The organism is Bradyrhizobium sp. HKCCYLS2038, assembly GCF_051167655.1.
Classification (GTDB): domain Bacteria; phylum Pseudomonadota; class Alphaproteobacteria; order Rhizobiales; family Xanthobacteraceae; genus Bradyrhizobium.
In genome coordinates, this window is record NZ_JBNPTM010000001.1 from 1,448,104 (window position 1) to 1,468,800 (window position 20,697).

Annotated in this window: 14 protein-coding genes; 4 read left to right on the plus strand and 10 right to left on the minus strand. The window is 64.3% G+C overall.

Translation table 11 applies throughout. The annotated features are described in order from the left end of the window. From pgl to ACQR1I_RS06245, 6 genes are all read right to left on the minus strand, one after another. Positions 1 to 1,242 (minus strand): 6-phosphogluconolactonase, encoded by a 1,242-nt coding sequence (gene pgl / locus ACQR1I_RS06220; protein ID WP_434867507.1) that lies wholly within the window; start codon positions 1,240 to 1,242, stop codon positions 1 to 3. 3 nt (positions 1,243 to 1,245) lie between these two features. Beyond that, on the minus strand, positions 1,246 to 2,763 hold the full coding sequence (zwf, locus tag ACQR1I_RS06225) for a glucose-6-phosphate dehydrogenase (protein ID WP_434867917.1): 1,518 nt from the start codon (positions 2,761 to 2,763) through the stop codon (positions 1,246 to 1,248). Positions 2,764 to 2,768: 5 nt separating this feature from the next. After that, positions 2,769 to 3,806 carry a phosphogluconate dehydrogenase (NAD(+)-dependent, decarboxylating) gene (gene gnd / locus ACQR1I_RS06230; RefSeq protein ID WP_434867506.1) on the minus strand — a complete coding sequence of 346 codons (1,038 nt, stop codon included), beginning with the start codon at positions 3,804 to 3,806 and terminating at the stop codon, positions 2,769 to 2,771. Positions 3,807 to 3,820: 14 nt separating this feature from the next. Further along, positions 3,821 to 6,667, minus strand: a complete 2,847-nt coding sequence (locus ACQR1I_RS06235; RefSeq protein ID WP_434867505.1) for a bifunctional transaldolase/phosoglucose isomerase — start codon at positions 6,665 to 6,667, stop codon at positions 3,821 to 3,823. Positions 6,668 to 6,830: 163 nt separating this feature from the next. Further along, a complete protein-coding gene (locus tag ACQR1I_RS06240; RefSeq protein ID WP_434867504.1) occupies positions 6,831 to 7,277 on the minus strand; it encodes a DsrE family protein in 447 nt (148 codons plus the stop codon). A 53-nt stretch (positions 7,278 to 7,330) separates the two neighbouring features. Further along, entirely contained in the window at positions 7,331 to 7,945 is a 615-nt protein-coding gene (locus ACQR1I_RS06245) for a hypothetical protein (protein ID WP_434867503.1), read from the minus strand. A 449-nt stretch (positions 7,946 to 8,394) separates the two neighbouring features. Between ACQR1I_RS06245 and ACQR1I_RS06250 the strand changes: the two genes are divergently transcribed. The 3 genes from ACQR1I_RS06250 to ACQR1I_RS06260 all read left to right on the plus strand — a co-directional run bounded on the left by ACQR1I_RS06250 (position 8,395) and on the right by ACQR1I_RS06260 (position 13,368). Next, positions 8,395 to 10,338, plus strand: a complete 1,944-nt coding sequence (locus ACQR1I_RS06250) for a PrkA family serine protein kinase (protein ID WP_434867502.1) — start codon at positions 8,395 to 8,397, stop codon at positions 10,336 to 10,338. A 217-nt stretch (positions 10,339 to 10,555) separates the two neighbouring features. Beyond that, positions 10,556 to 11,833: a YeaH/YhbH family protein gene (locus ACQR1I_RS06255; protein WP_434867501.1), complete on the plus strand. Its 1,278-nt coding sequence runs from the start codon at positions 10,556 to 10,558 to the stop codon at positions 11,831 to 11,833. Further along, positions 11,830 to 13,368, plus strand: coding sequence for a SpoVR family protein (locus tag ACQR1I_RS06260; RefSeq protein WP_434867500.1), 1,539 nt, complete (start codon positions 11,830 to 11,832; stop codon positions 13,366 to 13,368). The genes ACQR1I_RS06255 and ACQR1I_RS06260 overlap by 4 nt, the downstream gene beginning before the upstream one ends. A gap of 15 nt (positions 13,369 to 13,383) precedes the next feature. Here ACQR1I_RS06260 and ACQR1I_RS06265 read toward each other — a convergent pair whose 3' ends face one another. Next, positions 13,384 to 13,794: a VOC family protein gene (locus ACQR1I_RS06265; protein WP_434867499.1), complete on the minus strand. Its 411-nt coding sequence runs from the start codon at positions 13,792 to 13,794 to the stop codon at positions 13,384 to 13,386. A 283-nt stretch (positions 13,795 to 14,077) separates the two neighbouring features. On the opposite strand from ACQR1I_RS06265, the gene ACQR1I_RS06270 reads away from it, so the two are divergent. Next, positions 14,078 to 15,343, plus strand: coding sequence for a TMEM143 family protein (locus ACQR1I_RS06270; RefSeq protein ID WP_434867498.1), 1,266 nt, complete (start codon positions 14,078 to 14,080; stop codon positions 15,341 to 15,343). A gap of 292 nt (positions 15,344 to 15,635) precedes the next feature. Here ACQR1I_RS06270 and ACQR1I_RS06275 read toward each other — a convergent pair whose 3' ends face one another. The 3 genes from ACQR1I_RS06275 to ACQR1I_RS06285 form a co-directional block, all read right to left on the minus strand. Continuing rightward, positions 15,636 to 16,691, minus strand: a complete 1,056-nt coding sequence (locus ACQR1I_RS06275; protein WP_434867497.1) for a 2-oxoacid:ferredoxin oxidoreductase subunit beta — start codon at positions 16,689 to 16,691, stop codon at positions 15,636 to 15,638. Between the two features lie 193 nt (positions 16,692 to 16,884). Beyond that, positions 16,885 to 18,735, minus strand: a complete 1,851-nt coding sequence (locus tag ACQR1I_RS06280; protein ID WP_434867496.1) for a 2-oxoacid:acceptor oxidoreductase subunit alpha — start codon at positions 18,733 to 18,735, stop codon at positions 16,885 to 16,887. Then, positions 18,705 to 20,504 (minus strand): FAD-dependent oxidoreductase, encoded by a 1,800-nt coding sequence (locus ACQR1I_RS06285; RefSeq protein ID WP_434867495.1) that lies wholly within the window; start codon positions 20,502 to 20,504, stop codon positions 18,705 to 18,707. The genes ACQR1I_RS06280 and ACQR1I_RS06285 overlap by 31 nt, the downstream gene beginning before the upstream one ends. Positions 20,505 to 20,697 lie beyond the last annotated feature (193 nt).

The following is a 20,697-nucleotide window of genomic DNA, read 5'->3' on the forward strand; positions in this document are numbered from 1 at the left end:
TCAGGCGCGGCGCTGATCGATGTGAATCTGCTGCAGGATGTCGTTGACGATGCGCTCGACCGGCGCGTCGACCGAGACCGTGATCGGATGCTCGCCGGCTTGCGGCGGCTGCAGCGTGGCAAACTGGCTGTCGAGCAGGCCGGTCGGCATGAAATGCCCCTTGCGGTGGCGCATCCGCTCCGCGATCAGGTGCTGGCTTCCCGCCAGATAGACGATGCTGATATCGCTGCGGCCGCCGGTCAGAATGTCGCGATAGGCCTTCTTGAGCGCCGAACAGGCGATGATGATGTGCTCGCCCTTGTCCCGACAGCGCGCGATCTCGTCGGCGATCGCCCGCAGCCAGGGCCAGCGATCCTCATCGGTGAGAGGATGGCCCGCGCTCATCTTGGCCACGTTGGCCGGCGGGTGGAAACTGTCGCCGTCCTCGAAGCGCCAACCCAGGCGGCGCCCGAGCGCTTCGCCGATCGTGCTCTTGCCCGAGCCGGCGACGCCCATGATGATCAAGGCCTGCGGCAGGTCAGGCGATGCCGCGGCGTCGATCATGAACAACGTCTGATCGTTCGAGCGCGCGCGATTGGCCGGCAGATCCTCCCCAGCCAGCACGCGCGTCAGGATCGGCCGCTTGTCGGCGCCCGCGACCTCGAACAGCATGGTGCGGCAGGAGGCCAGCGCCGGCAGCGTCAGGCTGACACGCGGCACGAATGGCGCGACATGCGCCTTGTCGACGCCCACCACCCAGCGGTCCCGGACCTCGATCGCGGGGTAGCCGGGAAACAGCGAGGCGACATGGCCATCGGGACCGATGCCGAGCAGCACCAGATCAAACAGCGGCCGCGCCGGATCGAGCTGCTCGGCGCCGTAGAATTTTTTCAGTTCACGCTCATAGGCGCGCGCGCCCGCGTCCGGATCGGTGGTGTCGGTCGGAATGGGATGGATGTTTGCCGCCGGAGCACAGGCGTCGAGGAAGGCGTGGCGCGCCATGGTCATGTTGTGCAGCGGATCACCTGCTGGCACGAAGCGCTCGTCGCCGATGAACCAGTGCACGCGGGGCCACGGAATTCGCTCGCGGTAGGCGGCCGTCATCAGCAGTTCGTACAGCTGCTTGGGGCTCGAGCCGCCGGTCAGGCAGATCGCAATCCGGCCGGGGTTGGCGGCGACGACTGCGAGCAGGCGATCGGCGGCAGCTTGCGCCATCGCCGGCTTGTCGGCGACGCGAATGAGCTCAGGCGGCGGGGTCCGCATCGGTCAGGCCAGCTTGCGCCAGCTGCGGCCATCCCGCGCCAGCAGATCGGCCGCGGCCTTGGGACCATCGCTTCCCGCTTCGTACGCATGCAGGCCGTCGCGGCCGGCCTTCTTCCAGGCCTCGATGAACGGCTCCACGGCTTTCCAGCCGGCCTCGACGCTGTCGGCGCGCTGGAACAGGATGTTGTCGCCGATCATGCAGTCATAGATCAGCGTCTCGTAGCCGGTGGCCGGCTCGGCCTGGAAATAATCCTTGTAGTTGAACTTCATCTGCACGCCGTCGGTGCGGATGGTCGGCCCCGGGATCTTGGTGTTGAACTGCAACGTGATGCTCTGGGTCGGCTCGATGCCGATGACGAGATAGTTTTCGGCCAGCGTGTCGATCGGCGTGCAGCTGAACATCGCGAACGGCGCCTGGCGAAACTTGATCGCAACCTCGGTGCGCTTGGCGCCCAGCGCCTTGCCGGTGCGCAGATAGAACGGCACGCCAGCCCAGCGCCAATTGTCGATCGTCAGCTTGAGCGCGGCATAGGTCTCGGTCGCGCTGTCGGCGCTCACATCCTTGGTCTTCCGATAGTCGGCCAGCTCGGTGTCGCCGATCACGCCGGCCTTGTATTGGCCGCGAACGGAATTCAGCAGCGCCTCCTGCTCGGTGAGCGGCTGAATTGCGGAGAGCACCTCGGCCTTCTCGGAGCGGACAGTGTGCGCATCGAACCGCGCCGGCGGCTCCATCGCGACCAGCGACAGCAGCTGGAACAGATGGTTCGGCACCATGTCGCGCAACGCGCCGGTCGCATCATAGAAGCTGCCGCGCGTGCCGACGCCGAGCTTCTCCTCCACGGTGATCTGCACGTGGTCGATGTGGTGCCTGTTCCAGATCGGCTCGAACATGCCGTTGGCGAAGCGCAGCACGAGGATGTTCTGCACCGTCTCCTTGCCGAGATAATGATCGATCCGGTAGATCTGGTGCTCGGCGACGAGCTCCAGCAATTGGTCGTTGAGCTTCTTGGCTGATGCCAGATCGGTGCCGAACGGTTTCTCGACCACGATCCGCCGCCAGGCCTTGCCGTCCTCCTTCAACAGGCCGACACGCCCGAGCTGCTGGGCGATCGGCGCGAAGGCGCTCGGTGGCGTCGCCAGATAGAACAGCCGGTTGCCGTGTGTCTCCCGCGCGGCCTCCAGCTTCTCCAGCCGCTCCTTCAACTGGTCGAAGCTGTCGGGCTCCTTGGGATCAGCCTCGATCGCGGTCACGCATTGCAACAGCCGCTGCGCGACCTCGTCTTCGATCGGCCGCGTCGCGTACTTGCGCAGGCCCTCCATCAGATTGGTGCGCAGCTGCTCGCTCGACATGCCCTTGCGAGCGATGCCGACGATGCAGAAGCGATCCGGCAGCAGCTGGTTGGCGGCCAGATTGTACAGCGACGGCAGCACCAGCCGATGTGTCAGGTCGCCGGTGACGCCGAAGATGACGAACGCGCAGGCGTCGGGTTTCTGATGTGGCGGCTGGTGAGGATGATGCAGTTGGTTCACGCGCGGTCAGCTTTCGGCTTGACGATTTCGGGCGCGCTCTGGCGCGCGGGATCAGGATGCTGCTCCGGCTCCTTGTGGCCGCCAAAGCCCTCGCGCATGGCGGACAGGATCTTCTCGGCAAACGTATGCTCCTGACGCGAGCGGAAGCGCGCGAACAGCGCCGCCGTCAACACCTCCGCCGGCACGGCCTCGTCGATCGCAGCATTGACCGTCCAGCGACCCTCGCCGGAATCCTCGACATAGCCGGAATACTTCTCCAGCGTCGGCTGGCGCGCCAGCGCACTCGCGGTGAGATCGAGCAGCCACGACGGAATGACGCTGCCGCGGCGCCAGACCTCGGCGATATCAGCGAGGTCGAAGTCGAAGCGGTGCGCCTCGGGCAGGGTGGCACTGTTCGCATTCCTGAGGATATCGAATCCCTCGGCGTAGGCCTGCATCAGGCCGTATTCGATGCCATTGTGGATCATCTTGACGAAATGGCCGGCCCCGGTCGGCCCGGCATGGATGTAGCCCTGCTCGACGCGGGCGTCGCGGCCGTCACGGCTCGGCGTCCGCGGGATATCGCCAATGCCTGGCGCGAGCGTCGCGAAGATTGGATCGAGCCGGTCGACCACTTCCTTGTCGCCGCCGATCATCATGCAATAGCCGCGATCGAGGCCCCACACTCCGCCCGAGGTGCCGACGTCGACATAGTGCAGGCCGCGCTCTTTCAAAGCCTGGCCGCGGCGGACATCGTCCTGCCAGAAGCTGTTGCCGCCATCGATGATCACGTCATCCGCAGACATCAGCTTGGTCAGCTGCTCGACAGTGGCTTCAGTGATCTTGCCCGCCGGCAGCATGATCCAGGCATGCCGCGGCGTGGCGAGCTTGCCGACGAACTCCTCCAGACTGGCGGCGCCGGTGGCGCCTTCGGCGACCAGCGCGGCGACCGCCTTGGCATCGCGATCGTACACCACGCAGGAATGTCCCGCGCGCATCAGGCGGCGCACGATGTTGCCGCCCATCCGCCCGAGACCGATCATACCCAACTGCATCGACGCGGCCCTTCCTAGCTCAGCGCTTCGTTGATGGCGCTGTCGAGCATCTTGAGACCCGATTTCAGATTGCCCTTGAGGTGGACTCGCAGCGCGCGCCGGCCACGCTCGGTAAGCACGTCGAAATCGCCGCGCGCCTGCGCCGCCTTGATGACGCCGAAGCTCGCCTTCTGTCCGGGAATGGCAAGATCCGGGGCGTCATCGGCGGTGATCTGGAGAAAGACGCCGCTGTCCGGTCCGCCTTTGTAGGCCTGGCCGGTGGAGTGCAGGAAGCGCGGCCCGAACTCGGCACAGGTCGCCAGATGCTTGCTGTCGCGCAACTTGAGCCTGATCCGCTGCAGCACCTCGGTGTTCGCGCCATTGTGCTCGATGTAGCCGAGCAGGGCAATGTAGTCGCCGTCGCCGGCGCGGCCGAGATGTGCCTTGAGCCAGGAGGCGAGGGTGCCGTCTGCGCCATGCTCGCGCAGGCTCTCGGCATTGTGCGCATCGGTGTAGAGTTCGCAGCCCTTGATGGCGACCACCGGCTCTTCCGGCGGCAGCGCGCCCGTCTGTTCGAACGCCGCCGTGAGCTCGCGCGTCTTGATCTTGGCGGACTCGACGTCGGGCTGATCGAACGGATTGATGCCGAGAACGGCACCGGCAACGGCCGTGGCCATCTCGAAGCGGAAGAACTCCTGCCCGAGCTGGTCGATCGAGGCCATCACGATACGAACGACCGGGTGACCGGCCTGTTCGAGCGCCGCGAGCTTGTCGTCGTGGCCGGCGACGTCGTCACCCTCCACCTTGATGTCGATGAAGAAACGATCGTGGCCGTAGACCTCGGGCGAGGCGACCGGCTCCGCGTCGATCGGGATCAGGCCCTTGCCCTCCTTGCCGGTGGACTCCGCGATCAGCTGCTCGGCCCAGGCGCCAAAATCGGCGATCTTGCGTGAGGCGAAGATCGTCACCTTGTCGCGTCCATCGAGCCCGGCAAGTCCCATCGCTAGCCCGAGCTGCACGCCCGAGTTCTGGAGTGGCGGCACGTCGGGGCCGCATGAGCGCACCATCGACAAGGCGTTCGTGATCAATTTGCGCACGTCGATGCCCGCGGTCGCCGCCGGCACCAGGCCGAATGGCGACAGCACCGAATATCGCCCGCCGATGGTCGGCTCGCCGTGAAAGATGCGCGCAAAGCCCTGCGCCTTGGCCGCCTTCTCCAGTGACGAGCCGGGATCGGTGACGGCAATGAAGCGATGGCCCGCCTTACTGGCGCCGATCGCTTCGCTGACGCGTGCGAAGAAATAATCCTTCATCGCGTTGGGCTCGGTCGTGCCGCCCGATTTGGAGGACACGATGAACACGGTTTTCGAGAGATCGATCGCCTTCTCCATGGCGCGCACCTGTGCCGGATCGGTCGAATCGAGCACGTGCAGCCTGGGGAAGCCGGCCTTGCGCGGGAACGTCTTGGCGAGCACCTCCGGTCCGAGGCTGGAGCCGCCCATGCCGAGCACGACGGCATCGGAGAACTTCTGTCCCTTCACCCGCTGGGCATAGTCCTCATAGTCGGCGATGTCGGCCTTCTCGGCGCTGGTCAGCCAACCCAACCATTTGTGCTCGTCCTTGCCGGTCCAGACACTGGCGTCCTTGTGCCAGAGGCGGCGAATCTTGGCAGCCTTGCGCCACTCCTCGGTGGCCGCGGCAACCTTCTTCTCCAGATCAGCAGCAACCGCGATCGACTGCTGCCCGAGCGCTTCGCCGAGCACCACGGCGCGTTTGTGCGCCACCGCGCCATAGAGCTTGTCGGCGGCGTCGGCGAACTGCTTGACGCCGTCGATGACGAGATCGGCGGTGATGGCGTCGAGCGAGATGCCGGTCTTCGCCAGCTCGTCGAGCGCGGTCTCGGCCGCCTCGATATTCTCTTCAAGGCTGTCGCGCGCCTTGCCATGGTCGCGGAAGGCGTCCAGCGTGGCCGGCGGCACGGTGTTGACGGTGTTGGGGCCGATCAGCTCCTCGACATAGAGGACGTCGCTGTAATCCTTGTTCTTGGTGCCGGTGGAGGCCCACAGCAGCCGCTGCGGCTTGGCGCCCTTGGCCGCCAGCCACTCCCAGCGCTCGCCGGCGAACAGGTGCTTGTAATCCTGATACGCCATCTTGGCATTGGCGATCGCGATCTTGCCTTTCAGCGCCGTCAGCCGCTCCTTCTCCGAGGGATCGTTGGCCTGGGCGATCTTGTCGTCGAGCTGCTTGTCCACGACGCTGTCGATGCGGCTGACGAAGAACGAGGCGACGCTCGCCACATGCGACGGATCACCGCCGTCAGCGACATAGGCCTCGAGCCCGGCGAGGTAGGCCTCGGCAACCTGCCGGTAGACCTCCTGCGAGAACAGCAGCGTGATGTTGACGCTGATGCCCTTGGAGATCAAATGCTGGATCGCCGGCAGGCAGGCATCCGTCGCCGGCACCTTGATCATCAGGTTCTTGCGGTTCACCGCCTTCCACAGCGCCTCGGCTTCCTTGATCGTGCCGGCAGCGTCCATGGCGAGATAGGGCGACACTTCGAGGCTGACGAAACCGTCATTTCCGTCGAAAGCGTCATAAACCGGCCGCAACACGTCGGCGGCGTTCTGGATGTCCTCGACGGCGACGGCCTCGAACAGCTGTGTCGGCGAATGGTCGCCGCCCTTCAGCGCCTTCGCAATCGGGGCGTCATATTCGTCCGAGCTGCCGATCGCCTTTTCGAAGATCGCGGGGTTCGAGGTCACGCCCTTGACGCCATCCTCGTCGATCAGCCGCTTCAGGTCGCCCTTGGCGACGAAGCCGCGGGCAAGGAAGTCGAGCCAGACCGCCTGGCCGTGTTTTTCGAGTGCTTTGACGGGGTTCATGATGCCTTATCTATGTGCGCTGGCTGGCTTTTTCCGGGTTCCAGACCGTGCCTGGCCCCGCGCCGAAACTATGCGTCACGACGGCGGATAACGCCATTCATATTGGATTGATCCCCGTTGAATCCCAACAGCTTCGTGCGGATTCGGGGCGGAGCGGTCCGGCTCAAGGGCGGAGATACAGGTAGCCCTGGGACTGCAGCTCGGCGAGCCGCACCACGCCGCCCCGCTCAGCCACCGTGAAGCCGGGCAGGAGATCGCCGAGCGTCAGGTTCTGGGCCTTCATCGTGTTGCCACAGGCGGCGAGCGCCAGACCGGCTCTGGACAGGTGGCCCAGTCGACTCTTGATGTCCGTGGCGGCGCCTGACGTGAAGGCGCGCAGTGCGGGGCCATGAACGACCAGCGCAATCGTGACGTGATCCGGGCCGCCGACTCCGTCGTAATGATTCTGAATGTTGCCGAGGACGAAGCCGACCTTCTCGATTTCGTTCAAATGGTAGACGACCTTGAGCTTGGCGCCGGATGGACCGTCAGCGGCGGCCCGCGCGCGGGACGTCGCGAACAGGACTGCGCATGTCGACATCGCCGTGCTCAATAATCTGCGTCGCTGCATGGCGGTCTCCTTGCAAAGCGGGCACTGCGTCACATCTGTTGAACGACATGATGTCATTTGTGCCGAATGGCTGCGAGCTCCTTGCGGTCGGTGACGAGGCCCGCGCAGTCGGCGACGTCGCTGCGGTCGACCCGGAAGATCTTGTCGTCCGTGCCCGCCACCAGCGCATCGCCTGCCTCGTCGTCGGGCTTGTTGTTTCGCTGCCAAACGGTGATCCGCGTCAGGCTTACGATGGCGGATTTGTCGTCCCTCGCCATCGCAATCTCGATGCCGCCGCCTTCGCAATCGACCGGGCAGCTGTAGCGCACCTCGTGTCCCGCGTTCTCGGCGCGTGCATGTTCGCACGACCCGCTGGAGTCGAAGTCGCCGGGACGGTCGCGATAGTTGACGCCGAGGCGGAACGAGTAGCTCATCTCGTGTTCGCCTTGCGGGATCTCCGCAGTGACGAGCAGCTGCATGGCGGAGACCTTCTGCTTGGGATGTCGCATGAGGTGATCGGGGTCGTAGTGGCGGGTGAAGCAGGCATAGGCTTTCTGTCCTGGTGCCTTCGTGAAAACACGCTGGTCGAAGGCACGCGCCTGCGCCTTGCTGACGACGTCGTCGGCGCGAGCCGGAACTGCGACAGCGAGTCCGATCGTGGCGAGGATGAGGATGAAGAGTGCTTTCATGAGTCCCGCCGGTTGAAGGTGCGCCGCGTGCGCTCGGTCACGAAATGGATCAATCGTTCCATTTATTCGTCGCAGCCGGGAAGATCTTCGTTCATTTGGCGTTCACTTGGAGCGCGACCGCACTCTTTCCGCTTCGTTGCGGCCCGCTCACGCCGCTTCACAAGGCCTTGTGCGGCGCAGGGAGATTACGGTGCCGGGGTATTGCGGATGTTGCGAAGCAGAGACAATAGGCTACAAATGGAACGATTGGCGCGTTTTTGCCGAACTATTGAGCGAAGTGCATGTTGATAGGGCATATGCTGCATGCACTTGGCGTTGCGGAGAAGGATGAAGACGGTGCCCAATAGGGGCTAGCACGCTTCACTCTGAGTCGGTTCGGGATCAGTAGGAACGTACTTAGATCTCGGCCCGTTGCCACAGGTGCGGCGGAACCTACGTGGAGAGGGATCATGTACAACGATTCGTTGTTCAACGCGTTCGCGAGGTCGTTCGAGGCTCGAAGCCAGACCGACATGTCGATGCAGGAATATCTGGAATCGTGTCGAACCGACCCGATGCGATACGCGAACGCCGCTGAGCGACTACTAGCTGCGATCGGTGAGCCTCAAATGATAGACACGGCCAAGGACCCACGCCTTGGCCGTATTTTTTTGAACCGCACGGTTCGGCTGTATCCAGCCTTTGCCGGCTTCTACGGCATGGAAGATACGATCGAGCGCATCGTCGGCTTCTTCCGCCACGCCGCCCAGGGCCTCGAAGAGCGCAAGCAGATCCTCTATCTCCTCGGCCCGGTCGGTGGCGGCAAGTCGTCGCTCGCCGAGCGACTGAAGCAGCTGATGGAGACCCATCCGATCTACGTGCTGAAGGCCGGGGATGAATTAAGCCCGGTCTTCGAATCGCCGCTCGGCCTGTTCGATCCCGACACGCTGGGCCCGATGCTCGAGGAGAAGTACGGCATTCCGCGCCGCCGCCTGTCGGGCCTGATGAGCCCGTGGTGCTACAAGCGGCTCGAAGCGTTCGGCGGCGACATCTCCCAGTTCCGCGTCGCCAAGATCCAGCCGTCGCGGCTGCGCCAGATCGGCGTCGCCAAGACCGAGCCGGGCGACGAGAACAACCAGGACATCTCGTCGCTTGTCGGCAAGGTCGACATTCGCAAGCTCGAGACCTACGCGCAGAACGATCCCGACGCGTACTCCTACTCGGGCGGCCTCAATCGCGCCAACCAGGGCATCCTCGAATTCGTCGAGATGTTCAAGGCGCCGATCAAGATGCTGCATCCGCTGCTCACGGCGACGCAGGAAGGCAATTACATCGGCACCGAGAACATCGGCGCCATTCCCTATAACGGTGTCATTCTGGCACACTCCAACGAGGCGGAGTGGCAGAGCTTCAAGACCAACAAGAACAACGAGGCCTTCATCGACCGCATCTGCGTCATCAAGGTGCCGTACTGCCTGCGGACCACCGAAGAGCGCAAGATCTACGAGAAGCTGATCCAGGGCTCCGAACTGGCCACCGCGCCCTGCGCGCCGGCCACGCTCGACACGCTGGCCCGCTTCTCGGTGATGTCGCGGCTGCGCAAGCACGAAAACTCGACGCTGTACGCCAAGATGCGGGTGTATGACGGCGAGAGCCTGAAGGAGTCCGACCCCAAGGCGCGCAGTGTGCAGGAATATCGTGACGCAGCCGGCGTCGACGAGGGCATGGACGGCATTTCGACGCGCTTCGCGTTCAAGGTGCTGGCCGCCACCTACAATCACGACACGTCGGAGGTCTCCGCCGACGCCGTTCATCTGATGTACGTGCTGGAGCAGTCGATCCGGCGCGAGCAGCTGCCGGAAGAGATCGAGAAGCGTTATCTCGAATTCATCAAGGCCGATCTGGCGCCGCGCTATGCCGAGTTCATCGGCCACGAGATCCAGAAGGCCTATCTCGAATCCTATTCCGATTACGGCCAGAATCTGTTCGACCGCTACGTCGACTACGCCGACGCCTGGATCGAGGACCAGGACTTCAAGGATCCCGATACGGGACAGCTGCTCAACCGCGAGCTCTTGAACCAGGAACTGACCAAGATCGAGAAACCGGCGGGCATCGCCAACCCGAAGGACTTCCGCAACGAGGTTGTCAAGTTCTCGCTGCGCTCCCGGGCCCAGAATGGCGGAAAAAATCCGTCCTGGACCTCCTACGAAAAGATCCGCGAGGTCATCGAAAAAAGGATATTCTCACAGGTCGAAGACCTTCTGCCGGTCATCTCCTTCGGCACCAAGAAGGATGGTGATACCGAGAAGAAGCACGACGACTTCGTCGCGCGCATGGTCGAACGCGGCTACACCGAGCGGCAGGTCCGCCGGCTGGTCGAGTGGTACATGCGGGTGAAGCAGGCCGGTTGATCGTGCGCGGCGCCGATGTTTGACTGCATGTGCTACAGGCCATCGGTCTGACCTCGGCGCCAAGGCAACACACGCGAACCGTTCGACGCTTCATCGGAGGGCGCCGGACAGGCGAAGGATGCAGGTGCAGCGTCGAGTCTGACGCCGCACCGTGGCATCGCGGCGGGGGAGAGCAGGAGCAGAAGCCGCTGCAGCAGGAGGCGTAGCAAACGTGGTCATGCACATCATTGATCGGCGCCTGAACCCGGGCGGCAAGAGTCTCGAAAACCGCCAGCGGTTCTTGCGCCGGGCCAAGGCGCTGGTTCAGGGAGCCGTGAAGAAGACGTCGCAGGACCGCGACATCAAGGACGTGCTGGAAGGCGGCGAGGTCTCGATTCCGCTCGATGGCATGGACGAGCCGCGCTTCCGCCGTGAAGGCGGCACCCGCGACATGGTGCTGCCCGGCAACAAGAAGTTCGTCGAGGGTGACATCCTGCCGCGCTCCGGCGACGGCAGCGGCCGCAAATCGGGGCCGGGGCAGGGCGATAGCGAGGACGCGTTCCGCTTCATGCTCAGCAAGGAGGAGTTCGTCAACCTCTTCCTCGACGATCTCGAACTGCCCGATCTCGCGAAGCGCAAGTTTGCGGAAGCCGAGAGCGAGGGGCTGGTGCGCGCCGGCTATGCGACATCAGGCTCGCCCGCCAACATCTCCATCAGCCGCACCGTGACCCGGGCGCTGGCGCGGCGGGTCGCGCTGCGCCGTCCGCGGCCGCAGGCGATCGCCGAGTTCGAAGCGCAGCTTGAGCAGGAGACCGACGAGGACAAGCGCGCCGCGCTCATGGCCGAGATCGAGGCGATGAAGGCCAAGGCCAAGCGCATCCCCTTCATCGATCCGATCGACATCCGCTATCGCCGCTTCGAGACGGTGCCGAAGCCGATCGCGCAGGCCGTGATGTTCTGCCTGATGGACGTGTCGGGCTCGATGTCCGAGCACATGAAGGATCTCGCCAAGCGGTTCTACATGCTGCTCTACGTGTTCCTGACCCGGCGCTACCGCCACGTCGAGATCGTGTTCATCCGCCACACCGATCGCGCCGAGGAGGTCGACGAGCAGACGTTCTTCTATGGCCCGGCCTCAGGCGGCACGCTGGTGTCGAGCGCCCTGCAATGCATGCACGACATCGTCCGCTCGCGCTTCCGGCCGTCTGATTGGAATATCTACGCCGCACAGGCCTCGGACGGCGACAACGCCACCTCGGATTCCGAAAACGTGGCGCGCCTCCTGACCGACAACATCCTGCCGGTGTCGCAGTTCTTCGCTTATCTCGAGGTCGGTGAATCCGGCACCTACTCGTTCGAGATGCCCGATTCCGCGCTGTGGTCGCTGTACGAGCGTCTCCGCGCCAATGGCCAGCCGCTGTCGATGCGCAAGGTGCGTGACCGCAGCGAGATCTTTCCGGTGTTCCACGACCTGTTTCAGCGTCGCGGCACCACGCAGGAAAGGGCAGCGTCATGAGTGGGCTGCTGTTCGAAGGCGCGGATTGGAATTTCCTCACCCTGCAGCGCATCCACGATGCCTGCGAGAGGGTGGCGCAGCAGGAGCTCGGGCTCGACACCTATCCGAACCAGATCGAGGTGATCACCGCCGAGCAGATGCTCGACGCCTATTCCTCGGTCGGCATGCCCCTGTTCTACAAGCATTGGTCGTTCGGCAAGCACTTCGCCTATCACGAGGCCTCGTACCGCAAGGGCCTGATGGGCCTCGCCTATGAGATCGTGATCAACTCCTCGCCGTGCATCTCCTATCTGATGGAGGAGAACACCGCGACGATGCAGACGTTGGTGATCGCGCATGCCGCGTTTGGCCACAATCATTTCTTCAAGAACAACTACCTGTTCAAGCAGTGGACCGACGCCGACGGCATCCTCGACTATCTCGATTTCGCCCGCGGCTACATCGGCCAATGCGAGGAGCGGTTCGGACGGCTGGCGGTCGAGCATACGCTGGACGCGGCGCATGCGCTGATGTCGCATGGCGTTGACCGCTATCCCGGCAAGAAGAAGCTCGACTTCCGCGAGGAGGAGAAGCGCGCCGGCAAGCGAAGGCTCTACGAGGAAGGCACGTTCAACGACCTCTGGCGCACGGTGCCATCAGGCCCGGTCAAGACCAGCGCGGTGCTCAACGTCGAACGGCGCAAGGCGCTGCTCGGCCTGCCGCAGGAGAACCTGCTCTATTTCCTGGAGAAGACCGCGCCGCGCCTGGCGTCCTGGCAGCGCGAATTGCTGCGCATCGTCCGCCACATCGCGCAGTATTTCTACCCGCAGGGCCAGACCAAGGTCATGAACGAGGGCACGGCGACCTACGTGCATTATCGCATCATGAACCGGCTGCATCAGGACGGCCGCCTCACCGACGGCAACTTCCTGGAATTCCTGCAGTCGCACACCAACGTCGTGTTCCAGCCGCAGTTCGACGATCCGCGGTTCTCCGGCTTCAATCCCTATGCGCTCGGCTTTGCGATCATGCAGGACATCGAGCGCATCGTGAAGGATCCGACCGAGGAGGACCGCGAATGGTTCCCGGACATCGCCGGCACCGGCGATGAGATGGCGGTGCTGCGCGACGTCTGGGCCAATTATCGCGACGAGAGCTTCATCAGCCAGTTCCTCAGCCCGGCCCTGATCCGGCAGTTGCGGCTGTTCCATCTGCACGACGATCCGGCCGAGCGCGCCGGCATCCTGGTCGACGCCATTCACGACGAGCGTGGCTATCGGCGCATCCGCCGCGAGCTGTCGAAGCAGTACGATGTCGGCTATATCGATCCGAACATCGAGGTGGTCGACGTCGATCTCGCCGGCGACCGCCGCCTGATGCTGCGGCATACCGTCGTCAAGGGCGCGCAGCTCAACGAGACCGACACCAAGCGCGTGCTGCAGCACCTTGCCGACCTCTGGAGCTACGACGTGCAGCTGACCGAGGTCGACGCCGCCACCGACAAGGTGCTGAAGGAGTACGTGCTCAATCCCCGGATACAACCGGCGGCCGCCTAGCGCGGCCGCCAGGCATTAAATCTCCGCGTATACTTCCAGCAGGTTTCCATCGGGATCCCGGAAGAACAGCGTGCGGTGGCCGAAGGGCTGGTCCGTCGGCGGCTCCACGAGAGCGATGCCCTTGTCCGACAGCTCGGCCGCACAGCGGTCGACGTCGTCTCTGGACACTTTGAACGCCAACTGAAGCGAGGCGCTGCCTTGGGGCGTCGGCTGGTCCGATGCCAGCCGCTTCGGCCTGGCCAGTGCCAGCGTGTTGGGGCCGACCTGATACTCGATCCAGCCCTGCGACAGCTCGCGCGTGACTGGGAAGCCCAGCACGTCTTCATAGAAGCTGCGCATTGCAGGCCAATCTCGCACGAGGATGATCGTATAGTCGATGGCACGAATGGCGTTGAAGGCGGACTTGATCTCCGGAGTGCCAGTCACGAACGTTCTCCCTGTCTGTGAGGTCACCCTAGCCGATAGAGATGAGGCTCGTAGCAAAACCTCTTTTCGTCATGGCCGGGTCAAGCCCGGGCATGACGAGTGAGAACAGCGGTCCCCGTCGACCTGGCGTTAGGCGCAGACCGGGCATCGCCTTGCGCCTCCGTAAGGGGCCCAGCATTCGGCGAGTGGCGCTAGTCGCCTGAGCCCGCTATGTTGCGGAGAGCCACCCGGCCGCACTAGCTGGATTGGCTGTTGAGAACGTTACAAGTCGGGCGTGGCGCGCGTGGTTGAACCAGGAGAGACGACGAGCCGGCGGGACCGGTTCATTCCGATACGCAAGTCCGACGTCCTCGACGCCGTGATCTCGCATGGTGGCCTGGACGATGCTCAATCCAGCGATCTGCGTGAGCTCACGCGCATGCTCGGCGCCATCCTGCATCATGAATATTTCGACGAGCTCGACCGGCTGCGCGATGCGTATTTCGACTTCGATCCCGAGGTGCCCGCCGGGCGCCATCATTCTCCCGAGGCTCTCGACGCCGCCTATCGCAACCTCAGCGACGAGTTCGTCCGGGTGCTGGGCGAGGCCAATTTCATCGAGATCACCCATGACGAGATCGAGCGTGCCTTTTCTCAGCACGCGCTGGTCCGGGTCAAGCTGAAGGCGCCGCTCTCGGACTACCGGTCCGTCCGGATGTTCCGGCGCGGCCAGCACCAGGAGACGATCGAGGTGCCAGCGCTGTATGGCCTGCGGCGGCGGAGGCAGGAGATCGAGGTCTATGACGACATCCTGCTGATGGTCGCGACCAGGCCCGACGAGCCGGCCCAGAAGAAGCGCAAGACCGCCGCCTGGCGCGGCCGCAACAAGCTCCGCGGCGGCGCGGTGCTGTTCAAATATTTCCGCCACATCGCGCGCTTCGATCTTGAGGCGCTGCTGCCGAACGTCCGCGTCGTCATGGGGCTGCGCGAGCAGCTCACGCTCGGCGTGCCGGCGCTGGTCGGCGGGGTGCCGATCCTGCTCAAGCTCGCCTCGACGCTCACGGTGCTGTTCATCGTCGCCGGCTTCTATCTCGGCCTCAGCGGCACGGCTCACGACAACGACACCGAGCAGGCGCTGGCGGCGCTGTCCGGCCTGTTCGCGCTCGGCGCCTTCATCCTGAGGCAATGGGGCAACTTCCACCGGCAGTCGCTGATCCATCAGAAGCAGGTCACCGACAACATCTACTTCCGCAACGTCAACAACAATTCCGGCATCTTCAACTACCTGATCGGTGAGGCCGAGGATCAGGACTGGAAGGAGGCGGTGCTGGCCTATGGCGGCCTGCTGCTGGCATCGGTGCCGCTGAGTCGCGCCGCGCTGGGCGGCCATGTCGAGGAGCTGTTGCAGCAGATGTTCGGATTGGCCCGTGCGTTCAATGTCGATGAGGCATTGATCAGGCTGCGGGAGTTCGGCCTTGTCACCGGGGACGACGAAGCGCTGTCGGCGCTGCCGCTGCGAGAGGCGATCGTGCAGCTCGAACACGTTTGGGCGAATGCGCTGCGGAAGTGAGGGCGGGGCCTCATGGTTCTCAAGGCGATGCGATAGCATTGCCTGAACGCGCCGCCACTCATGCTGATTGCGATGGCCCGACCGGTGGCGCGGCGCTCCTCACCATGAGGAGGTGGCTCCGAATCCAGAGTGCACATTGGCCATGAGCAGCGTGTTGATGGAGAGGGGTGACAGCGAGGCTCCCGCCAAGCAGGCGCCACACACTCCGCCCTCGTCCTGAGGAGCCCGCCGGAGGCGGGCGTCTCGAAGGACGGCTGCGGGGATGTCAGAGCAGACCTTGGCCTCTGCGAGATTAGCGCAGGCTGGCGTTGAGCTTGTCGAGCACCGACTGGCCCGGGCAGAGATCCGCGGCCTCCAGCCGGTTCAACGGCCGCTCCACCGTGTTGAGGTGGCTGTGCAGGTCATCGGCCTCGGGGTCGACGTAGAGCAGGCCGGTCACGATCTGGCCCTGCGCGGAGTGCCTCTGCAGGAAGGTCATCGCGCCGAGCCGGTCGTGCGGATCGTAGTCGGCGTCGAGCTTGCGCAACGCCAGCCGCGAGCCGTCGTGCTGCTCGACGATCTGCACCGTGCCCGGATCCTGGTCGATCTCGATCGGATCACGGCCGGTCAGCACGTCGAGCCGATTCACGGCATCGTTGTGCTCGCGGACGTAATCGAAGCTCTTGGTCGAGCCGGCGTGATTGTTGAAGGCGATGCACGGGCTGATGACGTCGATGAACGCCGCGCCCCGATGCCGGATGGCACCTTCGATGATTGGAACCAGCTGCTTCTTGTCGCCGGAGAACGAGCGCGCGACATAGGTCGCGCCCAGCTGCAGCGCGATGCCGACGAGGTCGATCGGATTGTCGGAGTTGGTGACGCCCTTCTTGGACTTGGAGCCGCGGTCGGCGGTCGCCGAGAACTGGCCCTTGGTCAGGCCGTAGACGCCGTTGTTCTCGACGATATAGGTCATGTTGACGCCGCGGCGGATCGCGTGGGCGAACTGGCCGAAGCCGATCGAGGCGGAGTCGCCGTCGCCGGAGACGCCGAGATAGATCAGCTCGCGGTTGGCGAGATTGGCGCCGGTCAGCACCGACGGCATGCGGCCGTGTACGGTGTTGAAGCCGTGCGAATTGCCGAGGAAGTAGTCCGGCGTCTTCGACGAGCAGCCGATGCCGGAGATCTTCGCCACCCGATGCGGCTCGATCGACAGCTCGAAGCAGGCCTCGATGATCGAGGCCGTGATCGAATCGTGGCCGCAGCCGGCGCACAGGGTCGAGATCTTGCCCTCGTAGTCGCGATGGCTGTAGCCGAGCGCGTTCTTCTTGATCCCGGGATGCTGGAATTTCGGCTTTGCGATGTAGGTCATGAGAGCACCATGGATCTCGAATTCGTCATGGCCGGGCTAAAGCGCGGAGCGCGTCTTCGCCAAGATGTCCCGGCCATCCACGTGGGAGCCAGGAAGAAAGACGTGGATGCCCGGGCCTTCGCCGCGCCGGAGCGGCTTCGGCCGCGCAGGCGGGTCAAGCCCGGGCATGACGGCGGAGAGAGTGAGGGCAGGGTCACGACACGGCCTTCCGCAGCGGGGTGACCTTGATCTGGTCCTGATGAGTCCCGATGGCATCCGCGATGAAGCGTGCGGTGATCGGGGTGCCGTCGTAGTGCAGGATCGGCACCAGGCGTACCGGATCGATGCCGTTCTCTGTGACGATCAGCTGGCGCAACTGGGCGTCGCGATTCTGCTCGACGACGTAGACGAAATCGTGCTCGGCGATGAAGCTCGCCACGCTCGAATGGAACGGGAAGGCGCGGATGCGGAGACGGTCGAGCTGGTGGCCGCGGGCCTCCAGCAGTTCGATCGCTTCGTCCATGGCCGGCGCGGTTGAGCCGAAATAGATCACGCCGTATTTGGACGGCTTGGCCGCGTTGGCCTGCAGCGGACGCGGCACCATGTCCTGGGCGGTCTGGAACTTGCGCAGCAGGCGCTGCACGTTGTCGGCGTAGACGGCGCCTTCCTCCGAATAGCGGGCGTAGCGGTCGCGCGACGTGCCGCGGGTGAAGTAGGAGCCCTCGGTCGGATGCGTGCCGGGATAGGTGCGGAACGGGATGCCGTCGCCATCGACGTCGAGATAGCGGCCGAACTCGCGGCCTTCGTCGAGCATCTCGGCGGTCATCACCTTGCCGCGGTCGTACTGCCGGGAGTCGTCCCATTTCAGCGGCCGGCACAGCCGCTGGTTCATGCCGATGTCCAAATCGAGCATCAGGAAGACGGTGGTCTGCAGCCGCTCGGCGAGATCGAACGAAGCGGCGGCGAATTCGAACGCCTCCGCCGGATCCTCGGGGAACAGCATCACGTGCTTGGTATCACCGTGCGAAGCATAGCCGCAGGCGATCAGGTCGCACTGCTGCGTCCGCGTCGGCATGCCGGTGGAGGGGCCGGCGCGCTGCACGTTGATGATCACGGCCGGGATCTCGGCGAAGTAGGACAGGCCGATGAACTCGGTCATCAGCGAGACCCCCGGGCCTGACGTCGTGGTGAAGGCGCGCGCGCCGTTCCAGGACGCACCGACCACCATGCCGATCGAGGCGAGCTCGTCCTCGGCCTGCACGATGGCGTATTTGGCCTGGCCCGTTTCCGGATCGTGGCGCAGCTTCTTGCAGTGATTGGTGAAGGCCTCGGCCACCGAGGACGATGGCGTGATCGGGTACCAGGCGCACACCGTAGCGCCGCCATAGACGGCACCGAGCGCGGCGGCATTGTTGCCTTCGAGGAAGATGCGGTCGCCGACCTTGTCGGCCTTCCTGATGCGCAGGCCGATCGGGCATTTCAAATTCTGCAGCGCCCAGTCGCGGCCGAGATGCAGCGCATGGACGTTGGAGGAGAGGAGCTTCTCCTTGCCCTTGTACTGTTCGCCGATCAACTGCTCGATCAGCTTCGGGTCCATCTCGAGCAGCGCGGAGAGGACGCCGAGATAGATGATGTTCTTGAACAGCTGGCGCTGGCGTGGATCCGAATAGGTCGAGTTGGTGATCGCCGTCAGCGGCACGCCGATCACGGTGACGTCGTCGCGGAACTTGGTCGACGGCATCGGCTTGGTCGAATCGTAGAACAGATAGCCGCCCGGCACGATGCCGGCGACGTCCTTGTCCCAGGTCTGCGGATTCATCGCCACCATCAGGTCGGTGCCGCCGCCGCGCGCGCCGAGATGGCCGGCTTCGGTCACGCGCACCTCGTACCAGGTCGGCAGGCCCTGGATGTTGGACGGGAAGATGTTGCGGGGGCTCACCGGCACGCCGTGGCGGAGCACGGCGCGCGCGAACAGCTCGTTGGCGCTGGCCGAGCCGGAGCCGTTGACGTTGGCGAAGCGGACGACGAAGTCGTTTACGCTGCTGAGCGGCGCTTGCTGGGACATGCGTTACCTGCGTGAGTCGTCTCGATGAAATACTTTTGCATGTCCCACGCACCGGTGGGGCAGCGTTCGGCGCACAGGCCGCAATGGAGGCAGACGTCCTCGTCCTTCACCATCACGCGTCCGGTTTTCAGGTCCGATGACACGTAGAGGTCCTGGTCGGGATGCAGCGACGGCGCCCGCAGGCGCGAGCGCAGATCAGCCTCCTCGCCATTCTCGGTGAAGGTGATGCAGTCCATCGGGCAGATGTCGGCGCAGGCGTCGCATTCGATGCACAGCGTGTTGGAGAACACGGTCTGCACGTCGCAGTTCAGGCAGCGATGCGCCTCGCCGAGCGCAAGCTTGACGTCGTAGCCGAGCTCGACCTCGGCGCGGATGTCCTTCAGCGCCACCACCTTGTCACGATGCGGCACCTTGAAGCGCTTTTCCTGCGAGACGTCGTTGTCATAGCTCCATTCGTGGATGCCCATCTTCTGCGACGAGATCTCCACCTCGGGCAACGGGCGTTCCGTGATGTCCTCGCCCGAGAGCAGGCGATGGATCGACAGCGCCGCCTCGTGCCCCTGCGCCACCGCCCAGATGATGTTCTTCGGGCCGAACGCGGCATCGCCGCCGAAGAACACCTTCGGGTTGGTGGAGACGAAGGTGGCCGGGTCGACCTTGGGCATGTGCCATTTGTCGAACTCGACGCCGCAATCGGCTTCGATCCAGGGGAACGCATTCTCCTGGCCGACGGCGACCAGCACGTCGTCGCATTCGAACGTCTGGTCAGGCTCGCCCGAGGGCACCAGCGAGCGCCGGCCCTTGTCGTCGTATTCGGCCTTCACCTTCTGGAAGGTGACGCCGGTGAGCTTGCCGTTGTCGTGCGTGAAGGCGACCGGAACCAGATAGTTGAGGATCGGAATGTCCTCGTGCAGCGCGTCTTCCTTCTCCCACGGAGACGCCTTCATCTCCTCGAAGCCGGAGCGCACGATGACCTTGACGTCCTCGCCGCCGAGCCGGCGCGCGGTGCGGCAGCAATCCATCGCGGTGTTGCCGCCGCCGAGCACGATGACGCGCTTGCCGATCTTGTCGGTGTGGCCGAACGACACGCTGGACAGCCAGTCGATGCCGAGATGGATATTCCCTGCGGCTTCCTTGCGGCCGGGAATGTTCAGCTCGCGGCCGCGCGGCGCGCCGGAGCCGATGAAGACGGCATCATAGTTGTCGGCCAGCAGCGCCTTGAGGCTGTTGACGCGATGGCCGGCCTTGTAGTCGACGCCGAGGCTGAGCACGTAGCCCGTCTCCTCGTCGATCACGCTGTCGGGTAGGCGGAACTTTGGAATCTGCGAGCGCATCATGCCGCCCGGCTTGGGATCGGCGTCGAACACGGTGCAGTGATAGCCGAGCGGCGCGAGATCACGCGCGACGGTCAAGGAGGCGGGACCGCCGCCCACCAGCGCGATGCGCCGTCCATTTTTAGGGGCAGGGCGCGGCATGCGCTGCTGCACGTCGTCCTTGAAGTCGGCGGCGACGCGCTTCAGGCGGCAAATGGCCACCGGGCTCTCCTCGACGCGCCCGCGCCGGCATGCCGGCTCACAGGGGCGATCGCAGGTACGTCCGAGGATGCCGGGGAATACGTTCGATTTCCAATTGATCATGTAGGCGTCGCTGTAGCGACCCTCGGCGATCAAGCGGATGTATTCGGGGACCGGCGTGTGTGCGGGACAAGCCCATTGGCAGTCGACCACTTTGTGAAAGTAGTCGGGCGCCGAGATATCAGTCGCTCTCATTCCTACCCTGTCCGCGCGGCGAACCACGAGCGCGCGGCCTTCCTGACGTGAGGACGACTGATTGTTCAGGATCAGCAGAGGATCGGTAGAGGTCCGGAGCAGGCCCTGGTCGTCGCCCTTCTGTTTTTTGAATGGCTCAATTGAATAGTCATATCAGACTAGAGCCATTCCAAGGCGCACACAAAGGCAAATT

What these genes read in the sequence shown, in the direction of transcription:
- pgl (WP_434867507.1), bottom strand. Translation starts at nt 1,242, where the DNA reads ATGCGGACCCCGCCGCCTGAGCTCATTCGCGTCGCCGACAAGCCGGCG.
- gnd (WP_434867506.1), bottom strand. Translation starts at nt 3,806, where the DNA reads ATGCAGTTGGGTATGATCGGTCTCGGGCGGATGGGCGGCAACATCGTG.
- ACQR1I_RS06235 (WP_434867505.1), bottom strand. Translation starts at nt 6,667, where the DNA reads ATGAACCCCGTCAAAGCACTCGAAAAACACGGCCAGGCGGTCTGGCTC.
- ACQR1I_RS06240 (WP_434867504.1), bottom strand. Translation starts at nt 7,277, where the DNA reads ATGCAGCGACGCAGATTATTGAGCACGGCGATGTCGACATGCGCAGTC.
- ACQR1I_RS06245 (WP_434867503.1), bottom strand. Translation starts at nt 7,945, where the DNA reads ATGAAAGCACTCTTCATCCTCATCCTCGCCACGATCGGACTCGCTGTC.
- ACQR1I_RS06250 (WP_434867502.1), top strand. Translation starts at nt 8,395, where the DNA reads ATGTACAACGATTCGTTGTTCAACGCGTTCGCGAGGTCGTTCGAGGCT.
- ACQR1I_RS06255 (WP_434867501.1), top strand. Translation starts at nt 10,556, where the DNA reads ATGCACATCATTGATCGGCGCCTGAACCCGGGCGGCAAGAGTCTCGAA.
- ACQR1I_RS06260 (WP_434867500.1), top strand. Translation starts at nt 11,830, where the DNA reads ATGAGTGGGCTGCTGTTCGAAGGCGCGGATTGGAATTTCCTCACCCTG.
- ACQR1I_RS06275 (WP_434867497.1), bottom strand. Translation starts at nt 16,691, where the DNA reads ATGACCTACATCGCAAAGCCGAAATTCCAGCATCCCGGGATCAAGAAG.
- ACQR1I_RS06280 (WP_434867496.1), bottom strand. Translation starts at nt 18,735, where the DNA reads ATGTCCCAGCAAGCGCCGCTCAGCAGCGTAAACGACTTCGTCGTCCGC.
- ACQR1I_RS06285 (WP_434867495.1), bottom strand. Translation starts at nt 20,504, where the DNA reads ATGAGAGCGACTGATATCTCGGCGCCCGACTACTTTCACAAAGTGGTC.